This is a genomic window from Paenirhizobium daejeonense, from assembly GCF_014280875.1.
GTDB classification, from domain to species: domain Bacteria; phylum Pseudomonadota; class Alphaproteobacteria; order Rhizobiales; family Rhizobiaceae; genus Allorhizobium; species Allorhizobium daejeonense.
Genome location: NZ_JACLAL010000002.1, coordinates 217,013 through 233,778, shown reverse-complemented (window position 1 = coordinate 233,778; position 16,766 = coordinate 217,013). Strand labels below are relative to the sequence as shown.

19 protein-coding genes are annotated in these 16,766 nt (G+C 60.1%); 6 read left to right on the top strand and 13 right to left on the bottom strand.

The window, feature by feature from the left end:
- Window positions 1-92 precede the first annotated feature (92 nt).
- Window positions 93-1,109: a nicotinate-nucleotide--dimethylbenzimidazole phosphoribosyltransferase gene (cobT, locus tag H4I99_RS04745; RefSeq protein WP_163899602.1), complete on the top strand. Its 1,017-nt coding sequence runs from the start codon at window positions 93-95 to the stop codon at window positions 1,107-1,109.
- Window positions 1,106-1,516, top strand: coding sequence for a diacylglycerol kinase (locus H4I99_RS04740; protein ID WP_163899600.1), 411 nt, complete (start codon window positions 1,106-1,108; stop codon window positions 1,514-1,516). Before cobT ends, H4I99_RS04740 begins: the two co-directional genes overlap by 4 nt.
- 23 nt (window positions 1,517-1,539) lie before the next feature.
- On the opposite strand, the gene H4I99_RS04735 is transcribed toward H4I99_RS04740, so the two are convergent.
- Window positions 1,540-3,072 (bottom strand): sensor histidine kinase, encoded by a 1,533-nt coding sequence (locus H4I99_RS04735; protein ID WP_163905731.1) that lies wholly within the window; start codon window positions 3,070-3,072, stop codon window positions 1,540-1,542.
- A gap of 170 nt (window positions 3,073-3,242) precedes the next feature.
- Here H4I99_RS04735 and H4I99_RS04730 point away from each other — a divergent pair, with 170 nt between their 5' ends.
- The 3 genes from H4I99_RS04730 (at window position 3,243) to H4I99_RS04720 (ending at window position 4,997) form a co-directional block, all read left to right on the top strand.
- Window positions 3,243-3,758 carry a thermonuclease family protein gene (locus H4I99_RS04730; RefSeq protein WP_163899598.1) on the top strand — a complete coding sequence of 172 codons (516 nt, stop codon included), beginning with the start codon at window positions 3,243-3,245 and terminating at the stop codon, window positions 3,756-3,758.
- Between the two features lie 59 nt (window positions 3,759-3,817).
- Window positions 3,818-4,444, top strand: a complete 627-nt coding sequence (locus H4I99_RS04725; RefSeq protein WP_163899596.1) for a uracil-DNA glycosylase family protein — start codon at window positions 3,818-3,820, stop codon at window positions 4,442-4,444.
- 64 nt (window positions 4,445-4,508) lie between these two features.
- On the top strand, window positions 4,509-4,997 hold the full coding sequence (locus H4I99_RS04720; RefSeq protein WP_163899594.1) for an Lrp/AsnC family transcriptional regulator: 489 nt from the start codon (window positions 4,509-4,511) through the stop codon (window positions 4,995-4,997).
- Window positions 4,998-5,018: 21 nt separating this feature from the next.
- Here H4I99_RS04720 and H4I99_RS04715 read toward each other — a convergent pair whose 3' ends face one another.
- From H4I99_RS04715 to H4I99_RS24740, 9 genes are all read right to left on the bottom strand, one after another.
- The gene (locus H4I99_RS04715) at window positions 5,019-5,711 is read right to left on the bottom strand and encodes a DNA alkylation repair protein (RefSeq protein WP_163899593.1); all 693 of its coding nucleotides are present in this window, start codon (window positions 5,709-5,711) and stop codon (window positions 5,019-5,021) included.
- The gene (locus tag H4I99_RS04710; RefSeq protein ID WP_163899591.1) at window positions 5,708-6,580 is read right to left on the bottom strand and encodes an NAD(P)-dependent oxidoreductase; all 873 of its coding nucleotides are present in this window, start codon (window positions 6,578-6,580) and stop codon (window positions 5,708-5,710) included. The genes H4I99_RS04715 and H4I99_RS04710 overlap by 4 nt, the downstream gene beginning before the upstream one ends.
- Before the next feature lie 163 nt (window positions 6,581-6,743).
- Window positions 6,744-7,640, bottom strand: a complete 897-nt coding sequence (locus H4I99_RS04705) for a LysR substrate-binding domain-containing protein (RefSeq protein WP_163899589.1) — start codon at window positions 7,638-7,640, stop codon at window positions 6,744-6,746.
- Between the two features lie 243 nt (window positions 7,641-7,883).
- Complete coding sequence (locus H4I99_RS04700; protein ID WP_163899587.1) at window positions 7,884-8,699, bottom strand: class I SAM-dependent methyltransferase; 816 nt, start codon at window positions 8,697-8,699, stop codon at window positions 7,884-7,886.
- A 106-nt stretch (window positions 8,700-8,805) separates the two neighbouring features.
- Complete coding sequence (locus tag H4I99_RS04695; RefSeq protein ID WP_163899585.1) at window positions 8,806-9,072, bottom strand: usg protein; 267 nt, start codon at window positions 9,070-9,072, stop codon at window positions 8,806-8,808.
- Window positions 9,073-9,299: 227 nt separating this feature from the next.
- Window positions 9,300-10,130, bottom strand: a complete 831-nt coding sequence (locus H4I99_RS04690) for an ABC transporter permease (protein WP_163899583.1) — start codon at window positions 10,128-10,130, stop codon at window positions 9,300-9,302.
- A complete protein-coding gene (locus H4I99_RS04685; protein WP_163899581.1) occupies window positions 10,127-10,930 on the bottom strand; it encodes an ABC transporter permease in 804 nt (267 codons plus the stop codon). Before H4I99_RS04685 ends, H4I99_RS04690 begins: the two co-directional genes overlap by 4 nt.
- Window positions 10,931-11,043: 113 nt before the next feature.
- Window positions 11,044-11,817, bottom strand: coding sequence for an ABC transporter substrate-binding protein (locus H4I99_RS04680; RefSeq protein WP_163899579.1), 774 nt, complete (start codon window positions 11,815-11,817; stop codon window positions 11,044-11,046).
- A gap of 253 nt (window positions 11,818-12,070) precedes the next feature.
- Window positions 12,071-13,102, bottom strand: coding sequence for a hypothetical protein (locus H4I99_RS24740; protein WP_342345156.1), 1,032 nt, complete (start codon window positions 13,100-13,102; stop codon window positions 12,071-12,073).
- Between the two features lie 93 nt (window positions 13,103-13,195).
- On the opposite strand from H4I99_RS24740, the gene H4I99_RS24735 reads away from it, so the two are divergent.
- On the top strand, window positions 13,196-14,533 hold the full coding sequence (locus H4I99_RS24735; RefSeq protein WP_342345155.1) for an OmpA family protein: 1,338 nt from the start codon (window positions 13,196-13,198) through the stop codon (window positions 14,531-14,533).
- 79 nt (window positions 14,534-14,612) lie between these two features.
- Here the strand turns inward: H4I99_RS24735 and mobB are convergent, their stop codons facing one another.
- Genes mobB through H4I99_RS04660 form a run of 3 tightly spaced genes read right to left on the bottom strand, consistent with a single transcriptional unit; the run spans window position 14,613 to window position 16,703 of the window.
- Window positions 14,613-15,149 carry a molybdopterin-guanine dinucleotide biosynthesis protein B gene (mobB, locus tag H4I99_RS04670; protein WP_163899575.1) on the bottom strand — a complete coding sequence of 179 codons (537 nt, stop codon included), beginning with the start codon at window positions 15,147-15,149 and terminating at the stop codon, window positions 14,613-14,615.
- Window positions 15,146-15,778: a molybdenum cofactor guanylyltransferase MobA gene (gene mobA / locus H4I99_RS04665; protein ID WP_163899573.1), complete on the bottom strand. Its 633-nt coding sequence runs from the start codon at window positions 15,776-15,778 to the stop codon at window positions 15,146-15,148. Before mobA ends, mobB begins: the two co-directional genes overlap by 4 nt.
- Window positions 15,779-15,791: 13 nt before the next feature.
- A complete protein-coding gene (locus tag H4I99_RS04660) occupies window positions 15,792-16,703 on the bottom strand; it encodes a DMT family transporter (RefSeq protein ID WP_163899571.1) in 912 nt (303 codons plus the stop codon).
- Between the last annotated feature and the right edge of the window lie 63 nt (window positions 16,704-16,766).

The window sequence follows — 16,766 nt, the reverse complement described above, 5'->3', positions numbered from 1 at the left end:
CGGCAAACAGCGCTTTTTCGGTTGTTGCGGGTCGACGGGGTCAGTATTAGAGGCAAAACCGTTTTCCGAGAAGACCACAAGGACTCCTGCCGATGACCGTGACCGGCCTGCCTTTCGATGATTTCCGCGTTCTGCTGCGCGAACTGCCTGGGCCCGATACGGCGGCGCTGGCTGCCGCGCGCGACCATGACCGTCAGCTGACCAAGCCGCCGGGCGCGCTTGGCCGCCTCGAAGAGATCGCCATGTGGCTGGCTGCCTGGACCGGTCGCTCGCCGGCGGTCAATCGTCCGCTTGTTGCGATCTTCGCCGGCAACCACGGTGTGACGAAACATGGGATCACGCCCTATCCGTCTTCCGTAACCCAGCAGATGGTGGAGAACTTCGCTGCCGGTGGTGCGGCGATCAACCAGATTTGCGCCACCTATGACCTGGGGCTGAAGATTTTCGATCTGGCGCTCGATTATCCGACCGGCGACATCACGTGCGAGCCCGCGCTCTCCGAGCGTGATTGCGCTGCGACCATGGCTTTCGGCATGGAGGCGATCGCCGGCGGCACCGACCTCCTGTGCATTGGCGAAATGGGTATCGGCAACACCACCATCGCTGCCGCCATTCATCTGGCGCTCTATGGCGGCTCCGCCGAGGAGTGGGTCGGCCCCGGTACAGGTTCCGAGGGCGAGGTACTTCGCCGCAAGATCGAGGCCGTAAAGGCTGCGGTCGAATTCCATAAGGATCACCTTGATGATCCGCTGGAAATCATGCGCCGCCTCGGTGGCCGGGAGATCGCCGCCATGGCCGGCGCAATCCTCGCTGCACGTATGCAGAAGATTCCGGTTTTGATCGATGGTTACGTTGCGACTTCGGCTGCAGCACTTCTGAAGGCTGCCAATCCTTCCGCGCTCGACCATTGCCTGATCGGCCATGTTTCCGGCGAGCCCGGGCACCTGAAGTCGATCGAGAAGCTCGGCAAGACCCCGCTTCTGGCGCTCGGCATGCGGCTTGGTGAAGGTACTGGGGCAGCGCTTGCCGCCGGGATCGTCAAGGCAGCTGCGGCTTGCCATTCGGGTATGGCGACCTTCGCGGCGGCAGGGGTGTCCAACAAAGAATGACGCTTAACGACAAGAACCAGAAGCCGGCCAGCGAGACCTTCGAGAAAAAGACGGGCGTCGCCCATCTCTTCGCTGCCGGCCAGTATTCCATGCAGGGCTTTCGAAGGCTTATGCAGGAATCCGCCTTCCGGCATGAGCTGCTGGCGCTTGGTGTCGGCCTGGTGCTGTTTGCCGTCATTGGGGCGAGCCTTGGCGAATTCCTGGGCTTCATCGTGCTGATGGCAATCCTGTTTTCCGTCGAGGCGCTCAATACGGCGATCGAGGAGTTGGTCGACCGGATCTCACCGGAGATTTCGACCGTCGGCCGCAACGCCAAGGATCTCGGTTCGTTCGCGGTCTTCTGTCTTTTGGTGGCAAATGGGCTTTACGCGGCCTATGTCGTCATCTTCCGGATTTTTATCGCCTGAACGATTTGGCATTGCCTGAATGTTCAGGCGAAATGGCGTCTACGCGGTTCGACTGCCTGGGTCCCGGTGACAGCGGGCAGGCTTTCGAGCACGCGCCGCGCCGGCAGGATCGCGATTACTTCCGTGCCCTCTCGCAGCTTTGACTTCAGCTTGAATTCCCCGCCGTGCTTGGCGAGTATCGCCTGCACGATGGGGAGGCCAAGGCCTGTGCCCTGTTCGGCGCTCTTGATGGCGATGGAGCCCTGACCGAAAGCGGAGAGCACGACCGGGATTTCCTCTTCCGGAATGCCTGGGCCGTTATCGCGGATGGAAACGTATTGACCGCCGCCGGCCGTCCAACCGACCTTGACGCGGATCTCGCCGTTCTGGGGCGTGAATTTAATGGCGTTCGACAGCAGGTTGAGGATGACCTGCCGGATTGCCTTTTCATCGGCCCACACACTCGGTAGCTTCGGCTCGAACTGTTCGTCGATGCTGATGTTCTTCGCCTTGGCGCGAAGCTGGACCATGCCTACGCAGTCTTCTGCCAATTCCAGCAGTGAAACCGTCTCCTCGTTCAGGTCATATTTTCCGGCCTCGATACGCGAGAGATCAAGAATCTCGTTGATAAGGTCGAGAAGATGCTGGCCAGAACGATGGATATCGCCGGAATATTCCTTGTAGAGCGGGTTGTTCAGGGGGCCCAGTACCTCTGTCGCCATGACCTCAGAGAAGCCGAGAATGGCGTTCAGCGGCGTGCGTAGCTCATGGGACATCGAGGCGAGGAACCGGGACTTCGCGAGGTTGGCTTCCTCTGCGCGGCGGCGGGCTTCGTCGGACAGCGACTTAGCCACCTCCAGTTCGGCGATCAAGTCATCCTTTTCCGTCTGGAATGAAAGCAGCTTGACGTTTGTCTGGTAAAGTCGGCCGGTGATGTAAATAAAGAAAATGTGGGCCGTAGTGAACATCGCCGTCATGCCGATGTCCAGCATCTCGCGGCTGCCCACGGCGCTGTAGGCAAGGGCTACAACGGTCGGAAGGAAGCCGAAAAGCACGGCCTGTCTGAGAAGCATGCTCGACATGGCCGTGATCGACAGAACGACCAGCAGCACGGCGCCCTTGTAGAAGATGAAGGCATCCCCTTCGCAGACCGAACAGGACTGAAGCGAGAAGATCGCCCAGCAGACGCCCATGGCAGCCTGGCCCGCCAGAAGACGTCGTCGCCATTTGACGACGTTTTCGGAGGAGAAGCTGTGCGCTGCCGCCCGGCGGGTAAGAAGGATGTTGAATGCATGGACGACCAGCGTCAGCAGGCTCCACATCACCAGGTTTGCCTGATGTGTGATGTAGGTTCCGATGCCGGTGACCATCAAGACGATGATCGGCATAACCGCTGCGGCTTGCAGGGTGGCGCTGACATGCATTCCCAGCATTTCGCTTTCGAACTGCGGGATGCCGCCGTTCGATTGCAGGCGTTCACGGGTCGTGCGAACGGCTTTCGCGACAGCCTTGTTGCGATGGCTGCGTGAGAGGTCGACGATATTCTTGTCCGTCGATGTCGATACGCCCGTACTCATATTGCGGAAGTTCACGTCTCCTTGATGACGCGATCTTAATAGTCATTTCTTAAGAAGATGCTGTCGAAAAAGGTTTTGTTTGCCATGATCGAAAAGGTTTCGTTTTCGAAATGGGCCGAAATGTGAAACGTCCAAGGCGCATTTTCCGGGATTTTTTCGTCGGTTTCTGCATGCTGATGCTGAGCCTGCTGATTGTGGCGAAGCTTGAGCGGCAACAGGAGACCGAGTTTTCCGGGCGTTTTTTCGTGGTCGATGGAGATACTCTCGCGCTCGGCAGTCAGAGGTTGCGGCTTGAGGGTATCGATGCTCCTGAGGCCGGTCAGTCCTGCGGGGAGGCGAACGCGGCCTGGGCTTGTGGCGCGACTGCGCGAGCCAGGCTTTCTGAAATTGCGACGATGAAGGCTCTCACCTGTCGCGGCAGCCAAGCGGATCGATATCGGCGGCAACTCGTGCGTTGCCGAACCTCGGGCGACGGCGATGTAGGGGCTGTACTGGTCGGCGAGGGGTTGGCGGTTGCCTATGGAGATTACGAGGCGGAAGAGGCTAAGGCGCAGCGGGAGAGACTGGGGGTCTGGGGTGGATCGTTCACCCGGCCTCATGAGTGGCGGCGTATCCATCAGGACGACCAGCCGGAGCCGGAGGTCGGCTTTTTTGCTTTTCTACTTGATTGGCTCGGTGTCAACTAAGGCATGATTGAGTCTGAACAAATCATCCTCAAGCACTCTTTTGACGGCGAGGTCTTTTAATGGGCACGCTTGAGGAATTGCAGAGAGCCATTGCGGGGTGCAGGATCTGTCGCGATTGTCCGGCTGGCGGCGAGGCAAATCGCCTACCCCATGAACCGCGACCGGTTGCTTATATTTCCGAAACGGCACGGATACTCATCGCCGGTCAGGCACCGGGAATGAAGGTTCATCAAAGCGGGATTCCGTTCAACGATGCTTCCGGCGATCGATTGCGACAATGGCTGAATGTCGACCGTGACGTGTTTTACGACCAGTCCCGTTTTGCCATCGTTCCCATGGGGTTCTGTTTTCCGGGTTATGACGCCGGGGGGCATGATCTACCGCCGAGGCGTGAATGTGCCCCACAATGGCGGTCCGCCGTGATTGCGGCAATGCCTCAGGTCGAACTGGTTCTGGCGATCGGCCAGTATGCCCAGAAATGGCATCTCGGCAGCAGGCGGCGCAAGACGATGACGGAAACGGTGGAGCACTGGCGCGATTTTCTGCTTGCCAACACCGAGGGGCCGAAAATCCTGCCCCTGCCGCATCCGAGTTGGCGCAACACCGCTTGGCTGAAGCGTAATCCCTGGTTCGAAGCGGACGTTTTGCCCGTGCTGCGTCGGGAGGTGGATAGGCTTGCAGTTTGAAACGATTTTCTTTGCTTTAAGGATTTTTCCTTTATATGGAGAATAATATTCGAAAGGTGAGAATATGGATCGACTCGATAGAAAAATTCTCCGCATCCTTCAGGAAGACTCCACACTGGCTGTCGCCGATCTCGCCAAGAAGGTCGGCCTGTCGACGACGCCTTGCTGGCGCCGTATCCAGAAGATGGAAGAGGACGGAATTATCCGTCGTCGCGTCGCCCTGCTTGATCCGGCTAAGGTGAACACGAAGGTTACGGTTTTCGTTTCGGTGCGCACTTCTAGCCATTCGATTGAGTGGCTCAAGCGTTTCTCGGAAGTCGTTGCGGAATTCCCCGAAGTGGTCGAGTTCTATCGCATGAGCGGTGATGTCGATTATCTCTTGCGTGTCGTCGTGCCGGATATTGCCGCCTATGATGCCTTCTACAAGCGGCTCATCGCCAAGATCGAGATCCGTGACGTCTCCTCTGCCTTCGCCATGGAGCAGATCAAGTACACGACCGAACTGCCGCTCGACTACATGTTGCTCGACAACCAGAAGTCCTCGGACGACTGAGAGGTCGCGTTTAGGCGCTCTTCAGGGCTTGAGCTTCGCGAGGATCTTGTCGCTAGACAGTTCGCGAAGCGCATCCTTGCCGATCCATCGGGCAGTCCTGTCATCGCTGGTGGCCAGCTTTTCCGCCAGCACCAGTGCCGGACCGTGGCAGGTCCGATTGCGCTTGCCGATATTGCGCAGCGCCCAGTTCACGGCTTTCTTCACGAAATTGCGTTCATCGCCGGCGTGGCGTTCGATCAGCGGCAGGTAGGCGATCAGCGTCTTATCCGGTTCGCTTTTGTTGTGCACGGTTGCGCCAGCGATCATGGAAAAGGCGGTGCGGCGCACGAATTCCCGGTCGTCTCCGGCAAATTGCTCGATGAGTTCGCGCCAGTAAGGGGTTTCCGTCAGAAGGTCGGCTGCGGCGTCGACGATTTCCCAGGAGGCGAAGTCCGACGCCCAGGCCTCCATCTCGTCCCTTGTCATGACCTTGGGATCGGCGGTGTAGATTGCCAGCATGCGCGCCTCGCGCACGCCGGTCTTCCAGAGTTCAAGGGCACGGCCGTGGTCGCGCCCGATCGATTTCGCCAGTTTCTGCAAGTCGGGATTGGAGATGCCGAGCGCGGTCTCCGTTGCGATCCCGAAGCGCGACATGCCTTCGACATTGCTATCGTTGCCCAGCGTTCGAAGATGCGCAACGATTTCCGATGTCGTGGCAGCGCGCGTCAGAGTCATTTTTCAAGCCGGGCGAGAAGCGAGGAGGTATCCCAGCGATTGCCGCCCAGCTTCTGCTGAACCTCACCGTAGAACTGATCGACCAGCGCTGTAACGGGGAGGGTTGCGCCATTGCGGCGGGCTTCGGTGAGGACGATGTCGAGGTCCTTGCGCATCCAGTCGACGGCGAAGCCGAACTCGTACTTGCCCTCGTTCATGGTCTTGTGGCGGTTCTCCATCTGCCAGGAGCCGGCAGCGCCCTTGGAGATGACTTCCACAACCTTTTCAATGTCCAGGCCGGCTTTCTTGCCAAAATGAATCCCCTCGGCGAGGCCCTGAACGACACCTGCAATGCATATCTGGTTGATCATCTTGGTGAGTTGGCCGGCTCCGACCGGGCCCATCAGGCCGACCATGCGGGCATAGGCGTCGATGACCGGCTTGGCCTTTTCGAAGGTGGCCTCGTCGCCGCCGCACATGACCGTGAGTACGCCGTTTTCCGCGCCTGCCTGTCCGCCCGAAACCGGGGCGTCGATGAAGCCGCAGCCCTTGGCGCTGGCGGCAGCGTGAAGTTCGCGAGCCACTTCAGCCGAGGCCGTGGTGTTGTCAATCAGGATTGCGCCGGCCTTCATGCCGGAAAGCGCGCCGTTCTCGCCGATCGTTACCGAGCGCAGGTCATCGTCATTGCCGACGCAGGTGAAGACGAAATCGGCATCGGCTGCTGCTGCGGCCGGCGTCGGTGCGGCGCGGCCGCCGAATTCGGCGGCCCATTTCTCGGCCTTTGCGGCGGTGCGGTTATAGACCGTTACCTCGTGGCCGCCCTTGGTCTTCAGATATCCCGCCATCGGGTATCCCATGACGCCCAAACCGATAAATGCCACTTTTGCCATGCTGTTCTCCTAAGCTTGTGCCTTTCGATTAACGGAAGAACGCCACGCGGGGAAGGCTTTTGGGCTCGGGCAGCCCGGAAATCACGACCGCAATGCATGTCTGCTGCGGTGTGGCGAGCGGATATGAACCAGCGGCTGCGAGCCGGCCGTTCCCCACATGCAACTAATCGGCGACCTGCGGGCGAATCGATGTTTCCAGCCAGTCGATGAAGGCATTGGCGGGTTTGGAAAGGTGATCGAAATCGCGGGCGACGATCCAGAAGGCACCGAAGGGCAGGGCATGGTCGAACAGTTGCACCAGCGTTCCGTTCTCTAATGCTTCTTCGGCGTGAAGACGGTCGACCAGCGCGATGCCATCGCCGCGCAATGCGCCCTGAAGCACCAGCGCACTGTCGGTGTAAACGGGGCCAGCCGGCACCTTGGCGCGGACGCCCACCCCTGAAAGCCAGTTCTGCCAGTTATCGCGGTTTTCTTCGTGTAGTATCGGGCGATCAAGGATGTCCCTGGCCGTCGAGACAGGTGGGCCGGACGCGAGAAGGCTAGGGGCCGCAACGGCGATCAGCATAACGTCGATCAATTTGCGCGCTTCAGCGCGCGGCCATGCGTCACGGTCGATGCTGTGCCTGATGGCGATTTCGGCTCCGCTGTTCCTGAAATCGATCAGGCGCTGATCGGAGTCCACGGTCAGATCGATGTCGGGATAGGCGGCATTGAAGCGGCGAAGGTTCGGCGCGAGCCAGCTTGCGGCAAAGCCCGGCTCGCTGCTGATCACCAGTGCATGCCGTTGCTGCTCACCGGTGATCTCGTCCAGCGTGAGGGCAATCCTGTCGAAAGCTGTCGTCAGACTCTCCAGCAGCTGACGGCCTGACAGCGTGAGCGTTACCCGCCGATGACCGCGTTCGAAGAGCGGTTTTCCGAGGATCGTCTCCAGTTCACGAACCTGACGGCTGATGGCGGCCTGTGAGACATAAAGCTCCTGAGAGGCCGCGGTGAAGCTTCCGAGGCGACCCGCCGCCTCGAAACTTCTCAATGCCGTCAGGGGCAGGCGACCGCGCTTCATCCATAACCTCAAGTCAATTGAAGTGCATGATAAGCTCGTTTGAGAAGGGCGCGCAAGTGGGTTGAGATGGCGGGCAAAGGAGAAATGCCATGCCCACCATCGTCGAAATTTATCTCGAACTCATCCGCATCATGACATTTCAGTCGTCCGGTATCAGCCACTCGCACTGCCGTGAGTATCCGGATGAATACTGGCTCGATCACGCTCCCGTCGCAGAGGCGGAGGAAAATGGTACGAAGAGCGTCAGCCGCGCAGACGTGCGATCACCAGATGTCCGGGTGTCGGATGGCCATCTTGCATGCGCACGTTGATCTCGGAGATTTCCACCAGTTCGAAACCGGTGGCAGCGAGCCGTTCGCGGACATAGGATTCCGCATGGGCGAAGCGCTGGTGCGGGCCGACCATATAGGTCCGGCCTGCCATGACGTCCTCGGGCAGGGTCTCTGAGGAGAAGGTGAAGATACCGCCCTCGACCATGTTTTCAGCCGTGCCGAAGAACAGCGGCTCCAGAGCGCCGAGATAGGGCAGGACGTCGGTCGCGGTGACAAGGTCGAAGGGGTCGTCGTCGTTGTCTTCAAGGAAATCCTCGACTTCGGCGACGTAGAGGGTCTCGTAGAGGTCCTTCTCATGAGCGATTTCGACCATGTTCTCGGAGATGTCGAGGCCGGTGATGTCTTCTGCCATGTCCCGCAGGGTTCCGCCTGTCAGGCCGGTGCCGCAACCGAGATCCAGCATGCGCTTGAAGGGGCCGAGACCGAGCGACTGCAGCCGCTGGCGGACGAGTACCGGCACGGCATAGCCGAGCTGCTCGACGAGGATGTCCTCAAAGGCTTCCGCATGCTGGTCGAACAGGGTTTCGACATAGGCATCCGGTGCCTTGGGCGGTGCGTCGCCGCGTCCGAGCGATGCAATACGGACCGAGGCGCCGCCGTGGTCTTCCGGGTCGATCGCCAAGACTTCCTCATAGGCCTTCACGGCCGCGTCGATATCGCCGGCCTTTTCGAGCGCGAGCGCACGGTTGTACGCTTCCGCTAGGGCTTCTTCGTCGATCTTGGCCATTGCATACCGCTCCGCTGCATCCGGCCGCCGCCAGCCGGCAGCCATTTGCGACTGCCTCTAGCCGTTCGGGCCGTCATTTGCAATCAGCGCGGCATCTCTGCTGCTGTCAGTGCAGGATGAACTCGCCTTTGAGGGCGCGCCATTCGTTTGCCGCGATCATCTTTTTGTGCACATAGCGAACCGAATGCAGCGGGCCATCCAGTTTCTCCTGCCAGAATTGCAGGAATGTCCGCATTTCCGGGAAATCCGGCGCCAGATCGTAATGCTGCCAGATATAGGTCTGGAGGAGTGTCGGGTGGTCGGGAAGGCGATAGAGTATCTGGGCAGTCGTCAGGCCGTAGCCCTTGAGCATCAGTTCCATGTCCTGGTTCATCGCAACCTCGTTTTGTTCCCACTTTGAAGGAACCGGGGCCGGCGGTTTTCCGCTTCGGCGAGGCCGGTGGCCGTGCCGTGAAACACGGTTAACAAAACAATAAGACTATCAGCCTTAATCGAGGCTTAACAAAGCTGTCATAAATGGATTTTTGTTATTTAAAACAGAGCGTTGGCAGCCTCGATGGAAGAGTGCTGCCAACGGTGTCTCCGAGCGGAAAAGGCGGTTCAGCGTTTCAGGTGCCGCGTCAGGCGGGCTTCCATCCATCCCCATGCGTGACGCATGGCTTCGACGATCGACAGGTAGAACACCGCCGCCCAGAGATAGGCCTGATAATCGAAAGTACGCGAGAAGGTGTAGCGGGTCTGTCCCATCAGGTCGAGAACGGTCACCACCGCGACGACGGCCGAACCCTTGATCATCAGGATGATCTCGTTGCCATAGGGACGGAGAGCCACGATCAGCGCCTGGGGCAGGATGATCTTCCAGAAGGTCACCGAGGGCGGAAGGCCGAGCGATTTCGCGCCTTCCGTCTGTCCGCGCGGCACGCTCTGGATCGCGCCACGCAGGATTTCGGCCTGATAGGCGGCGGTGTTGAGCGTCATGGACAGAAGCGCGCAGTTCCACGCTTCACGGAAGAACCACCAGAGGCCGACGGACTCGATTCCGGTCCGGAACGATCCCACGCCGTAGTAGATCAGATAGATCTGGGCGAGCAGCGGCGTGCCGCGGAAAAGGTAGACATAGGCGTAGGAAACAGCGTTCAGCACCCGGTTCTTCGACATGCGCGCATAGGCGATAGGTGCCGAGAGAAGCGCGCCGAGCAGAACGGAGACAAAGACCAGGGTAACTGTCGTCAGAAGGCCTGAGCGATAGCGCTGCTCGTATTTGACGAACTTGTCCATGTCCCAGTTAGACACCATCATATAGACGAGCCCGGCTGCCAGCAGAAGCCATACGGCCAGGCCGATGACGCCGATGATATGGCTCTTCGTAACGCGGCGCGATACCTGCGGAGGCGCGGGACGCGGCGGGATGAGTTCACTCACATGGCTCATCGGGCGGCCTCCGAGCGTCTGGTCGAGCGGTCGATTGCGCTGATGACGATCGACGACAGCATGGCGAGAACGAGATAGAGCGCGCAAGCGAGTACGTAGAACACGAAGGGTTCCTTGGTCACCTTGGCGGCGACGCCCGTCTGGCGAAGGATGTCGGTCAGGCCGATAACGGAGACGAGGGCCGTGTCCTTGAGAAGGTTCATCCACAGATTGCCAAGGCCGGGCAGCGCAATGCGGATGAGCTGAGGCAGGATCACGAGGCGCATGGTGGTGACGCGCCGCAGGCCAACGGCATCGCCCGCCTCATACTGCCCATTGGGAATGGCGCGGAATGCCGAGAGCAGGACCTCGGAGCAGTAGGACGAAAACACGACGGAAAGCGCGATCATGCCGGCGACGAAGGCGTTGATCTCGACGCGTTCGTCGTAACCGATCCAGGACAGCAGGCCCTGGATCACCATCTGGACGCCGTAATAGATGATGAAGAGCGTCAGAAGTTCGGGCAGGCCGCGAAAGATTGTGGTGTAAATGCCGCCTGCCAGCCGCAGCGCCTTGTCCTGCGACTGCATGGAAAGAGCCACCATAAAGCCGATCAGCAGACCGAAGGGCAGGGTGGCCAGCGCCAGCGTGACCGTTACCTTGACGCCGAAGGCGATCTCGTCGCCCCAACCCGCGACGCCGCAGGAAACCAGCGATGATCCGCCGAAGAGGGAGAAGATCCCAACCGGCCCGCAAAACGGATCGAACGCATATTGAATCCAGGACCACGATGATCCGAGGGCGGAAAACACTCCGCTCATGCCAAAATTCCCCTTGGCGGTTTATACCGCGTCTTATTTTTCCGGTTTATCCGGATATGAGAATGGCGGAAGAACGTGTTTTCCGCCATCCATGACTTCAGTTTTTCAGGGGATCAATCGCCGTAAACGTCGAAGTCGAAGTACTTGGCGTTGATTTCCTTGTACTTGCCGTTCGCGCGGATGGCTGCAATCGCTGCCGTAAACTTGTCGGCAAGCGCGGTTTCACCCTTGCGGACAGCAATGCCGGCGCCGAGGCCATTGATTTCCGGGTCGATCGGCAGCGGGGTCAGGATCTTGCAGCAGGTGCCGGCGTCCGACTTCACCCATTCCGAGAGAACGACGATATCGTCGATGACGGCGTCGACACGACCGCCCGACAGGTCGAGCTTGTATTCGTCAGCGGTCGGGTAAAGCTTCAGCTCGGAGTCTGCCATGTGCTTTTCAGCGTAGTTGGCATGGGTGGTCGAAGACTGCGCACCGAGCACCTTGCCCTTCAGTTCTTCGACCTTGGTGATCGGAGAATCCTTCGGCACGGCGATTGCCGGCGGGGTGTTGTAGTACTTCTTGGAGAAGTCGACCTTCTCGAGGCGCTCCGGCGTGATCGACATCGAGGCGATGATGGCGTCGAACTTCTTGGCCTGAAGTGCCGGAATGATGCCGTCCCAGTCCTGGGTCACGAATTCGCAGGTGACTTTCATCTCATCGCAAAGCGCTTTGGCAATGTCGATGTCGAAGCCGACGAGCGAGCCGTCCGATTCGAGGTTGTTGAAGGGCGGGTAGGCGCCTTCGGTTCCAATGATCAGCTTGTCTTCAGCCATTGCGGAGCCTGCAAAAAGCGACAGCGCGGCGATCGAGGCAGCGGCAAGAAAACGGGTGGCGATACGCATGAAGATCCTCTCTGTTGGTTGTCCGCGCGGTTGTGATGCCCGCGCTGAACCGGAAAGTACGGCATTCCGAATGCCGAACCTGAGGCGATATTCCTACCCTTTTCTCCCGAAAATCAACAGTAAACACGCAACTGTCGCAAAAATTGCATGAGCAAGCCCTTTTGTTGCAGTCTCAGGGAATCAGCGGCTGAACGAGAAACCTGAAGTGTAACGCATGAACTTTTTCGTTCAGCCGAGGTTAATTTGCCGAAAATTAGGTTCTGTCCGATCGGGAGCGGGAGGAAAACGGCACCGACACAAAATTGCCGTTTCGACAATGCTTCTCCCAGACCCGCGTGGAGACACGCTTCGCAAGGAAGGTGATATGAAGTTGAGATCTAAACTGTTCGCGACGGTTGCGTTGCCGGTCCTGTCGGCCGCGGTCATGGTGGAGCCGGTATCGGCTTCGGCCGTTTCCCGCGCTGCGGATCATTCCGCCCGTTCCGCAATCGAACAATCCGGCGTTCTCGTTGCCCAGGCGGCCGTGACCTGCAGCGATGGCAGCCAGGCCGCCGATCAGTCCGCCTGCGATGCAATCGACGCTCAGCGTGCGGCCGAGCAGCAGGCTGCCGAGGAAGCCCAGCGCGCCGCTGAACAGCAGGCTGCGCAGGAGGCACAGCGCGCCGCCGAGCAGCAAGCCGCCGAAGAAGCGCAACGCGCTGCCGAGCAGCAAGCCGCTGAAGAGGCTCAGAAGGCCGCTGAACAACAGGCTGCCGAGGAAGCCAAGAGGGCTGCCGAGCAGCAGGCCGCCGAAGAAGCACAACGCGCCGCCGAACAGCAAGCCGCTGAAGAGGCTCAGAAGGCTGCCGAACAACAGGCTGCTGAGGAAGCCAAGAAGGCTGCCGAACAGCAGGCCGCCGAAGAAGCTCAGAAGGCCGCCGAGCAGCAGGCTGCTGAAGAGGCTCAGAAGGCTGCTGAACAGCAGGCCGCTGAGGAAGCCAAGAAGGCTGCCGAACAGCAAGCCGCTGAAGAAGCCCAGAAAGCCGCTGAGCAGCAAGCCGCTCAAGAAGCTCAGAAGGCTGCTGAACAGCAAGCCGCCGAAGAGGCCCAAAGGGCGGCCGAGCAGAAGGCAGCAGAAGATACTCAGAAAGCCGCCGAACAGCAGGCTCAGCAGCCGGCCGCTGCCGAGGCCGTAACCTGCGCCGATGGTTCTCAGGCTGCTTCGGCTGACGCATGCCCGCCGGCACAGACGGCTGCTCCGGCCGAACAGCAGCCGGCCGAGCAGCCCACGCAGGATACGACCCAAGGCGAAACGCCCGCGCAGCCGCTGACCGATCAGTCCGCTGGTCAGCCTGCCGGCGAACCGGTTCAGGATGGACAGGCCGGTGGTGAACAGGTCGTGGTTCCTGCCGTCGAACCGCCCGCCGAAGTCGTCGTTCCGGAAGTCGTGGATACCCGTACCGAAGAGCAGAAGCAGCAGATTGCAGAGGATCCGGCCAAGACTGCCGAAACGGTGGTTCTCCCGGTCGATAACGGTGCTGCCGTGCTCGACAGCGACAAGGATGCCGACAACAGCGGTCAGGCCGACGTTCGCGACGTCCGCACGCAGGCCCGCGAGGAAACCCCCGTTGCTCCTCCGCCGGAAAGCGATGCTGCCGCACAGGCTGACGCTCCGAAGTTCGAGCCGAAGGTGATCGAGGCTGCCGTCGAGGAAAAGGGCAAGCAGCTCAATGCTGCCCCGGCCTTCCAGGTTCCGACGACCGTGGTCAACAACATCACGAACGTCACCAATGTGACCAACGTCACGAACAATACGACCAATAACACGACCAACAACAACCACGTGACGAACAACGTTCAGAACAATGTGGTCAATCAGGTCAAGGTCATCGAGCAGATCGACAACCGCACCGTCATCAATGTCGGCAATCAGGTCGTCGTTCGCGGCGACGACCGTCCGCGCCTGCGTTACGACGCACAGGAGACCTATTACGAGCAGCTGTCGCGCGGTCGTTCCCGCGAAACGATCGAACGTGGCGACGGCTCGCGTCTGGTCACGATCTACAACCGTTACGGCGACATCATCCTGCGTTCTCGCTTCACGCCGGATGGTGAGGAATATGTGCTGGTCTATTCGCCCGAGGCCGATAGCGAACATCCGCGTGTTTATGTGGACGTCGGTTATGATCTGCCGCCGATGCGCCTGACGGTTCCCGTCAACGACTATATCGTTACGATGTCGAACGCCCCCGATCGCGATTATTATGACTTCCTCGCCCGTCCTCCGGTCGAGCGTGTCGAGCGTGTCTACTCGCTGGACGAAGTGAAGTCGTCTGCCCGTCTGCGGGACAAGGTGCGCCGTATCGACCTCGACACGATCACCTTCCCCTCGGGTTCGGCGGAAGTGCCGCTCGCCCAGGCGAAGACGCTGCGCAAGGTGGCCGATGCGATCCAAAAGGTTCTCCAAAAGGATCCGGGCGAAGTCTTCCTCATCGAGGGGCATACCGACGCCGTGGGCTCCGACCGTTCGAACCTCGTGCTTTCTGACCAGCGCGCCGAGACCGTCGCTAACCTCCTGACCGAGGTTTACGGTATCCCGCCGGAAAACATGTCGACCCAGGGCTACGGTGAACGCTACCTGAAGATCCGCACGCAGGCTGCCGAACAGCAGAACCGCCGCGTGACCATCCGCCGCGTGACGCCGCTGGTTCGCCCAGCAAACGTCGCCAACCGCTAAGCGGTGGATCGACTGAACATAAAGGCCGCTGGAGACGATCCGGCGGCCTTTTCATTTGGGGTATTTTATGGTGCTGGCGTTATTGCCGCGGCGGCAGTCCCGTAATGCCGGTGATAAAATCGGCAATCGCATTTGTGTCGTTGAGATCGAAGACGGGGAGTGACGTGTCTTCGACGGCATGGTCAGCGGCAATGGCGACGATGTGCGGATCGGAGGGAGCAAGCGGCTCGCGCTTTGCCGCCTCCAGCCGTCGGGCCTCGATCTTGGGAACCGTTTCCCGCTTGTAGCCTTCGATCAGGATCAGGTCGCATGGGGCGATGCGGGCGACGATCTCGTCGAAAGATGGTTCGGGTGCGCCGCGCAGTTCGTGCATGATGGCGTAGCGGGTACCCGACACGATCGCCACCTCGTGGGCTCCTGCCTGACGATGCCGATAGCTGTCGGCGCCGACCTTGTCGATGTCGAAATCATGATGGGCATGCTTGATGGTCGAGATGTGGTAGCCGCGCCGGGTGAATTCCTCGACCAGCCGCACAGCCAGTCCCGTCTTGCCCGAGTTCTTCCAACCGGAAATTCCGAAGATGCGTGGTCCGCCTGTCGGCTTTTCCTCTGTCATGGGCGCTCCTTCAGGATTTGTTCGGCGCGGGCGAGGTCATCAGGCGTGTTGACGTTGAAGAACGGGTCGAGAGGGCCTGATGCGGTTTCGACCGGCAGGAAATCGACGGTCTCGGAGGGATAGTGGGCAATGAAGGACTGAAGCTTGCGGTTATCAGGGTCGCCCAGCCATTCTTCGAGATCTTCCGCCAGCGAAATGGGCCAGAGAGCGACGACCGGATGGATGCGGCCGAGCGAGGTCGCGACGACGATCCGCCTCGGCTCGATGTTGGCCGTCATTTTCGCGGTCAGGTCCAATGGCAGGAAAGGTGTGTCGGCGGGGACAGTCAGCAGATGGGATGCCTCTGGCATGCTTTCCCGCGCATGGATCAACCCGGCCAGAACGCCGGCGAGGGGGCCGGCGTGGCCGGGAACGGTGTCCGGCAGCACAGGGAAGCCAATCTCCGGAAGGACACCCGGTGGGGCGTTGACGGCAAGGTTCGATACCTGCGGCCTCAAGCGGTCGATGACATGGGCGATCATAGGCTTGTCGGCGAGGCCGACTACCGTCTTGTCCCGGCCCATTCGCCGCGAAAGGCCGCCAGCAAGAATCAGTGCCGGGAAAGACCGTGCTGTCTGCGGTTCGCTCATGGCCTCTCTGCCTTTACAGGGGGGATCCCGGCTGGGACTGCTGTCCGACCGGGTTTTTGATCTTGCGCTTGTTCTCGCGATAGAAAGTGTAGAGGCCGGAGCCGATGACGATAGCTGCGCCGGTCATCATCCAGGCGTCGGGAACCTCGCCGAAAAGGATCATTCCGAGCAGCACCGCCCACAGCAGGCTCATGTAGCGGAATGGGGCGATGAAGGAGATCTCGCCAGTGCGCATGGCCATAATGATGGACTGGTAGCCGACAAAGAGCAGGACGGAGGCGAGCGCCAGCGTTGCGAAATGGACACCGCTCACCGGTTGCCAGCCGCCAAGCGGCATGACGAGAGCCGCGCCAGTTAGGGTGATGCCCGCAGCTGTGGAAAGCGTCACGCTGAGCGACGGGATGGCGGTGTCGATCTTCTTAGTTACCAGATCGCGGGAGGCCGCGAAGAACACGCTCAACACCACATAAAGCGAGGCATGCGTGAAGCCTTCCGGACCGGGACGAATGATGATCAGTACACCGATGAAGCCCACGATGATCGCCGTCCATCGCCGCCAGCCGACCGGTTCACGGAGAAACAGCGCGGCCCCGAGTGTCACTGCGAGGGGCAGCGATTGCAGGATGGAGGATGCATTGGCGAGGGGCATCTGCCTCAAGGCGCTGAGATAGGCGATGGTCGACAGCGTCTCGCAGAGGATGCGCAACAGCACCAGCGGCTGGATGAGCGAGCGGATATGGACAAGCGCCCCCATCTGGCGGGCAATCAAGTAGACCAGCATCGTTGTCATGACACCGCGCAGGAGCATGATCTGCCCGACATTCATATAGGGCGTTACCGCCTTGGTCAGTGCGTCGTTGATGGTGAAGCCGGCCATCGAGGCCGCCATCAGCAGGGCGCCTTTGGTATTGCTGGACAGAGCCATTGAAGAATCCCGAGAAGCTGGAGGCTCCTTCTATCCGAAGTCGTTTGTGACGGATACCCGGTT

Coding starts and splice junctions, on each gene's coding strand:
- mobA (WP_163899573.1), bottom strand. CDS start 15,778: ATGAGCGAACCGCAGACAGCACGGTCTTTCCCGGCACTGATTCTTGCT.
- H4I99_RS04725 (WP_163899596.1), top strand. CDS start 3,818: ATGGGCACGCTTGAGGAATTGCAGAGAGCCATTGCGGGGTGCAGGATC.
- H4I99_RS04740 (WP_163899600.1), top strand. CDS start 1,106: ATGACGCTTAACGACAAGAACCAGAAGCCGGCCAGCGAGACCTTCGAG.
- H4I99_RS04690 (WP_163899583.1), bottom strand. CDS start 10,130: ATGAGCCATGTGAGTGAACTCATCCCGCCGCGTCCCGCGCCTCCGCAG.
- H4I99_RS04700 (WP_163899587.1), bottom strand. CDS start 8,699: ATGGCCAAGATCGACGAAGAAGCCCTAGCGGAAGCGTACAACCGTGCG.
- H4I99_RS04685 (WP_163899581.1), bottom strand. CDS start 10,930: ATGAGCGGAGTGTTTTCCGCCCTCGGATCATCGTGGTCCTGGATTCAA.
- mobB (WP_163899575.1), bottom strand. CDS start 15,149: ATGACAGAGGAAAAGCCGACAGGCGGACCACGCATCTTCGGAATTTCC.
- H4I99_RS04695 (WP_163899585.1), bottom strand. CDS start 9,072: ATGAACCAGGACATGGAACTGATGCTCAAGGGCTACGGCCTGACGACT.
- H4I99_RS04735 (WP_163905731.1), bottom strand. CDS start 3,072: ATGAGTACGGGCGTATCGACATCGACGGACAAGAATATCGTCGACCTC.
- H4I99_RS04680 (WP_163899579.1), bottom strand. CDS start 11,817: ATGCGTATCGCCACCCGTTTTCTTGCCGCTGCCTCGATCGCCGCGCTG.
- cobT (WP_163899602.1), top strand. CDS start 93: ATGACCGTGACCGGCCTGCCTTTCGATGATTTCCGCGTTCTGCTGCGC.
- H4I99_RS04705 (WP_163899589.1), bottom strand. CDS start 7,640: ATGAAGCGCGGTCGCCTGCCCCTGACGGCATTGAGAAGTTTCGAGGCG.
- H4I99_RS04730 (WP_163899598.1), top strand. CDS start 3,243: ATGCTGATGCTGAGCCTGCTGATTGTGGCGAAGCTTGAGCGGCAACAG.
- H4I99_RS04660 (WP_163899571.1), bottom strand. CDS start 16,703: ATGGCTCTGTCCAGCAATACCAAAGGCGCCCTGCTGATGGCGGCCTCG.
- H4I99_RS04715 (WP_163899593.1), bottom strand. CDS start 5,711: ATGACTCTGACGCGCGCTGCCACGACATCGGAAATCGTTGCGCATCTT.
- H4I99_RS04720 (WP_163899594.1), top strand. CDS start 4,509: ATGGATCGACTCGATAGAAAAATTCTCCGCATCCTTCAGGAAGACTCC.
- H4I99_RS04710 (WP_163899591.1), bottom strand. CDS start 6,580: ATGGCAAAAGTGGCATTTATCGGTTTGGGCGTCATGGGATACCCGATG.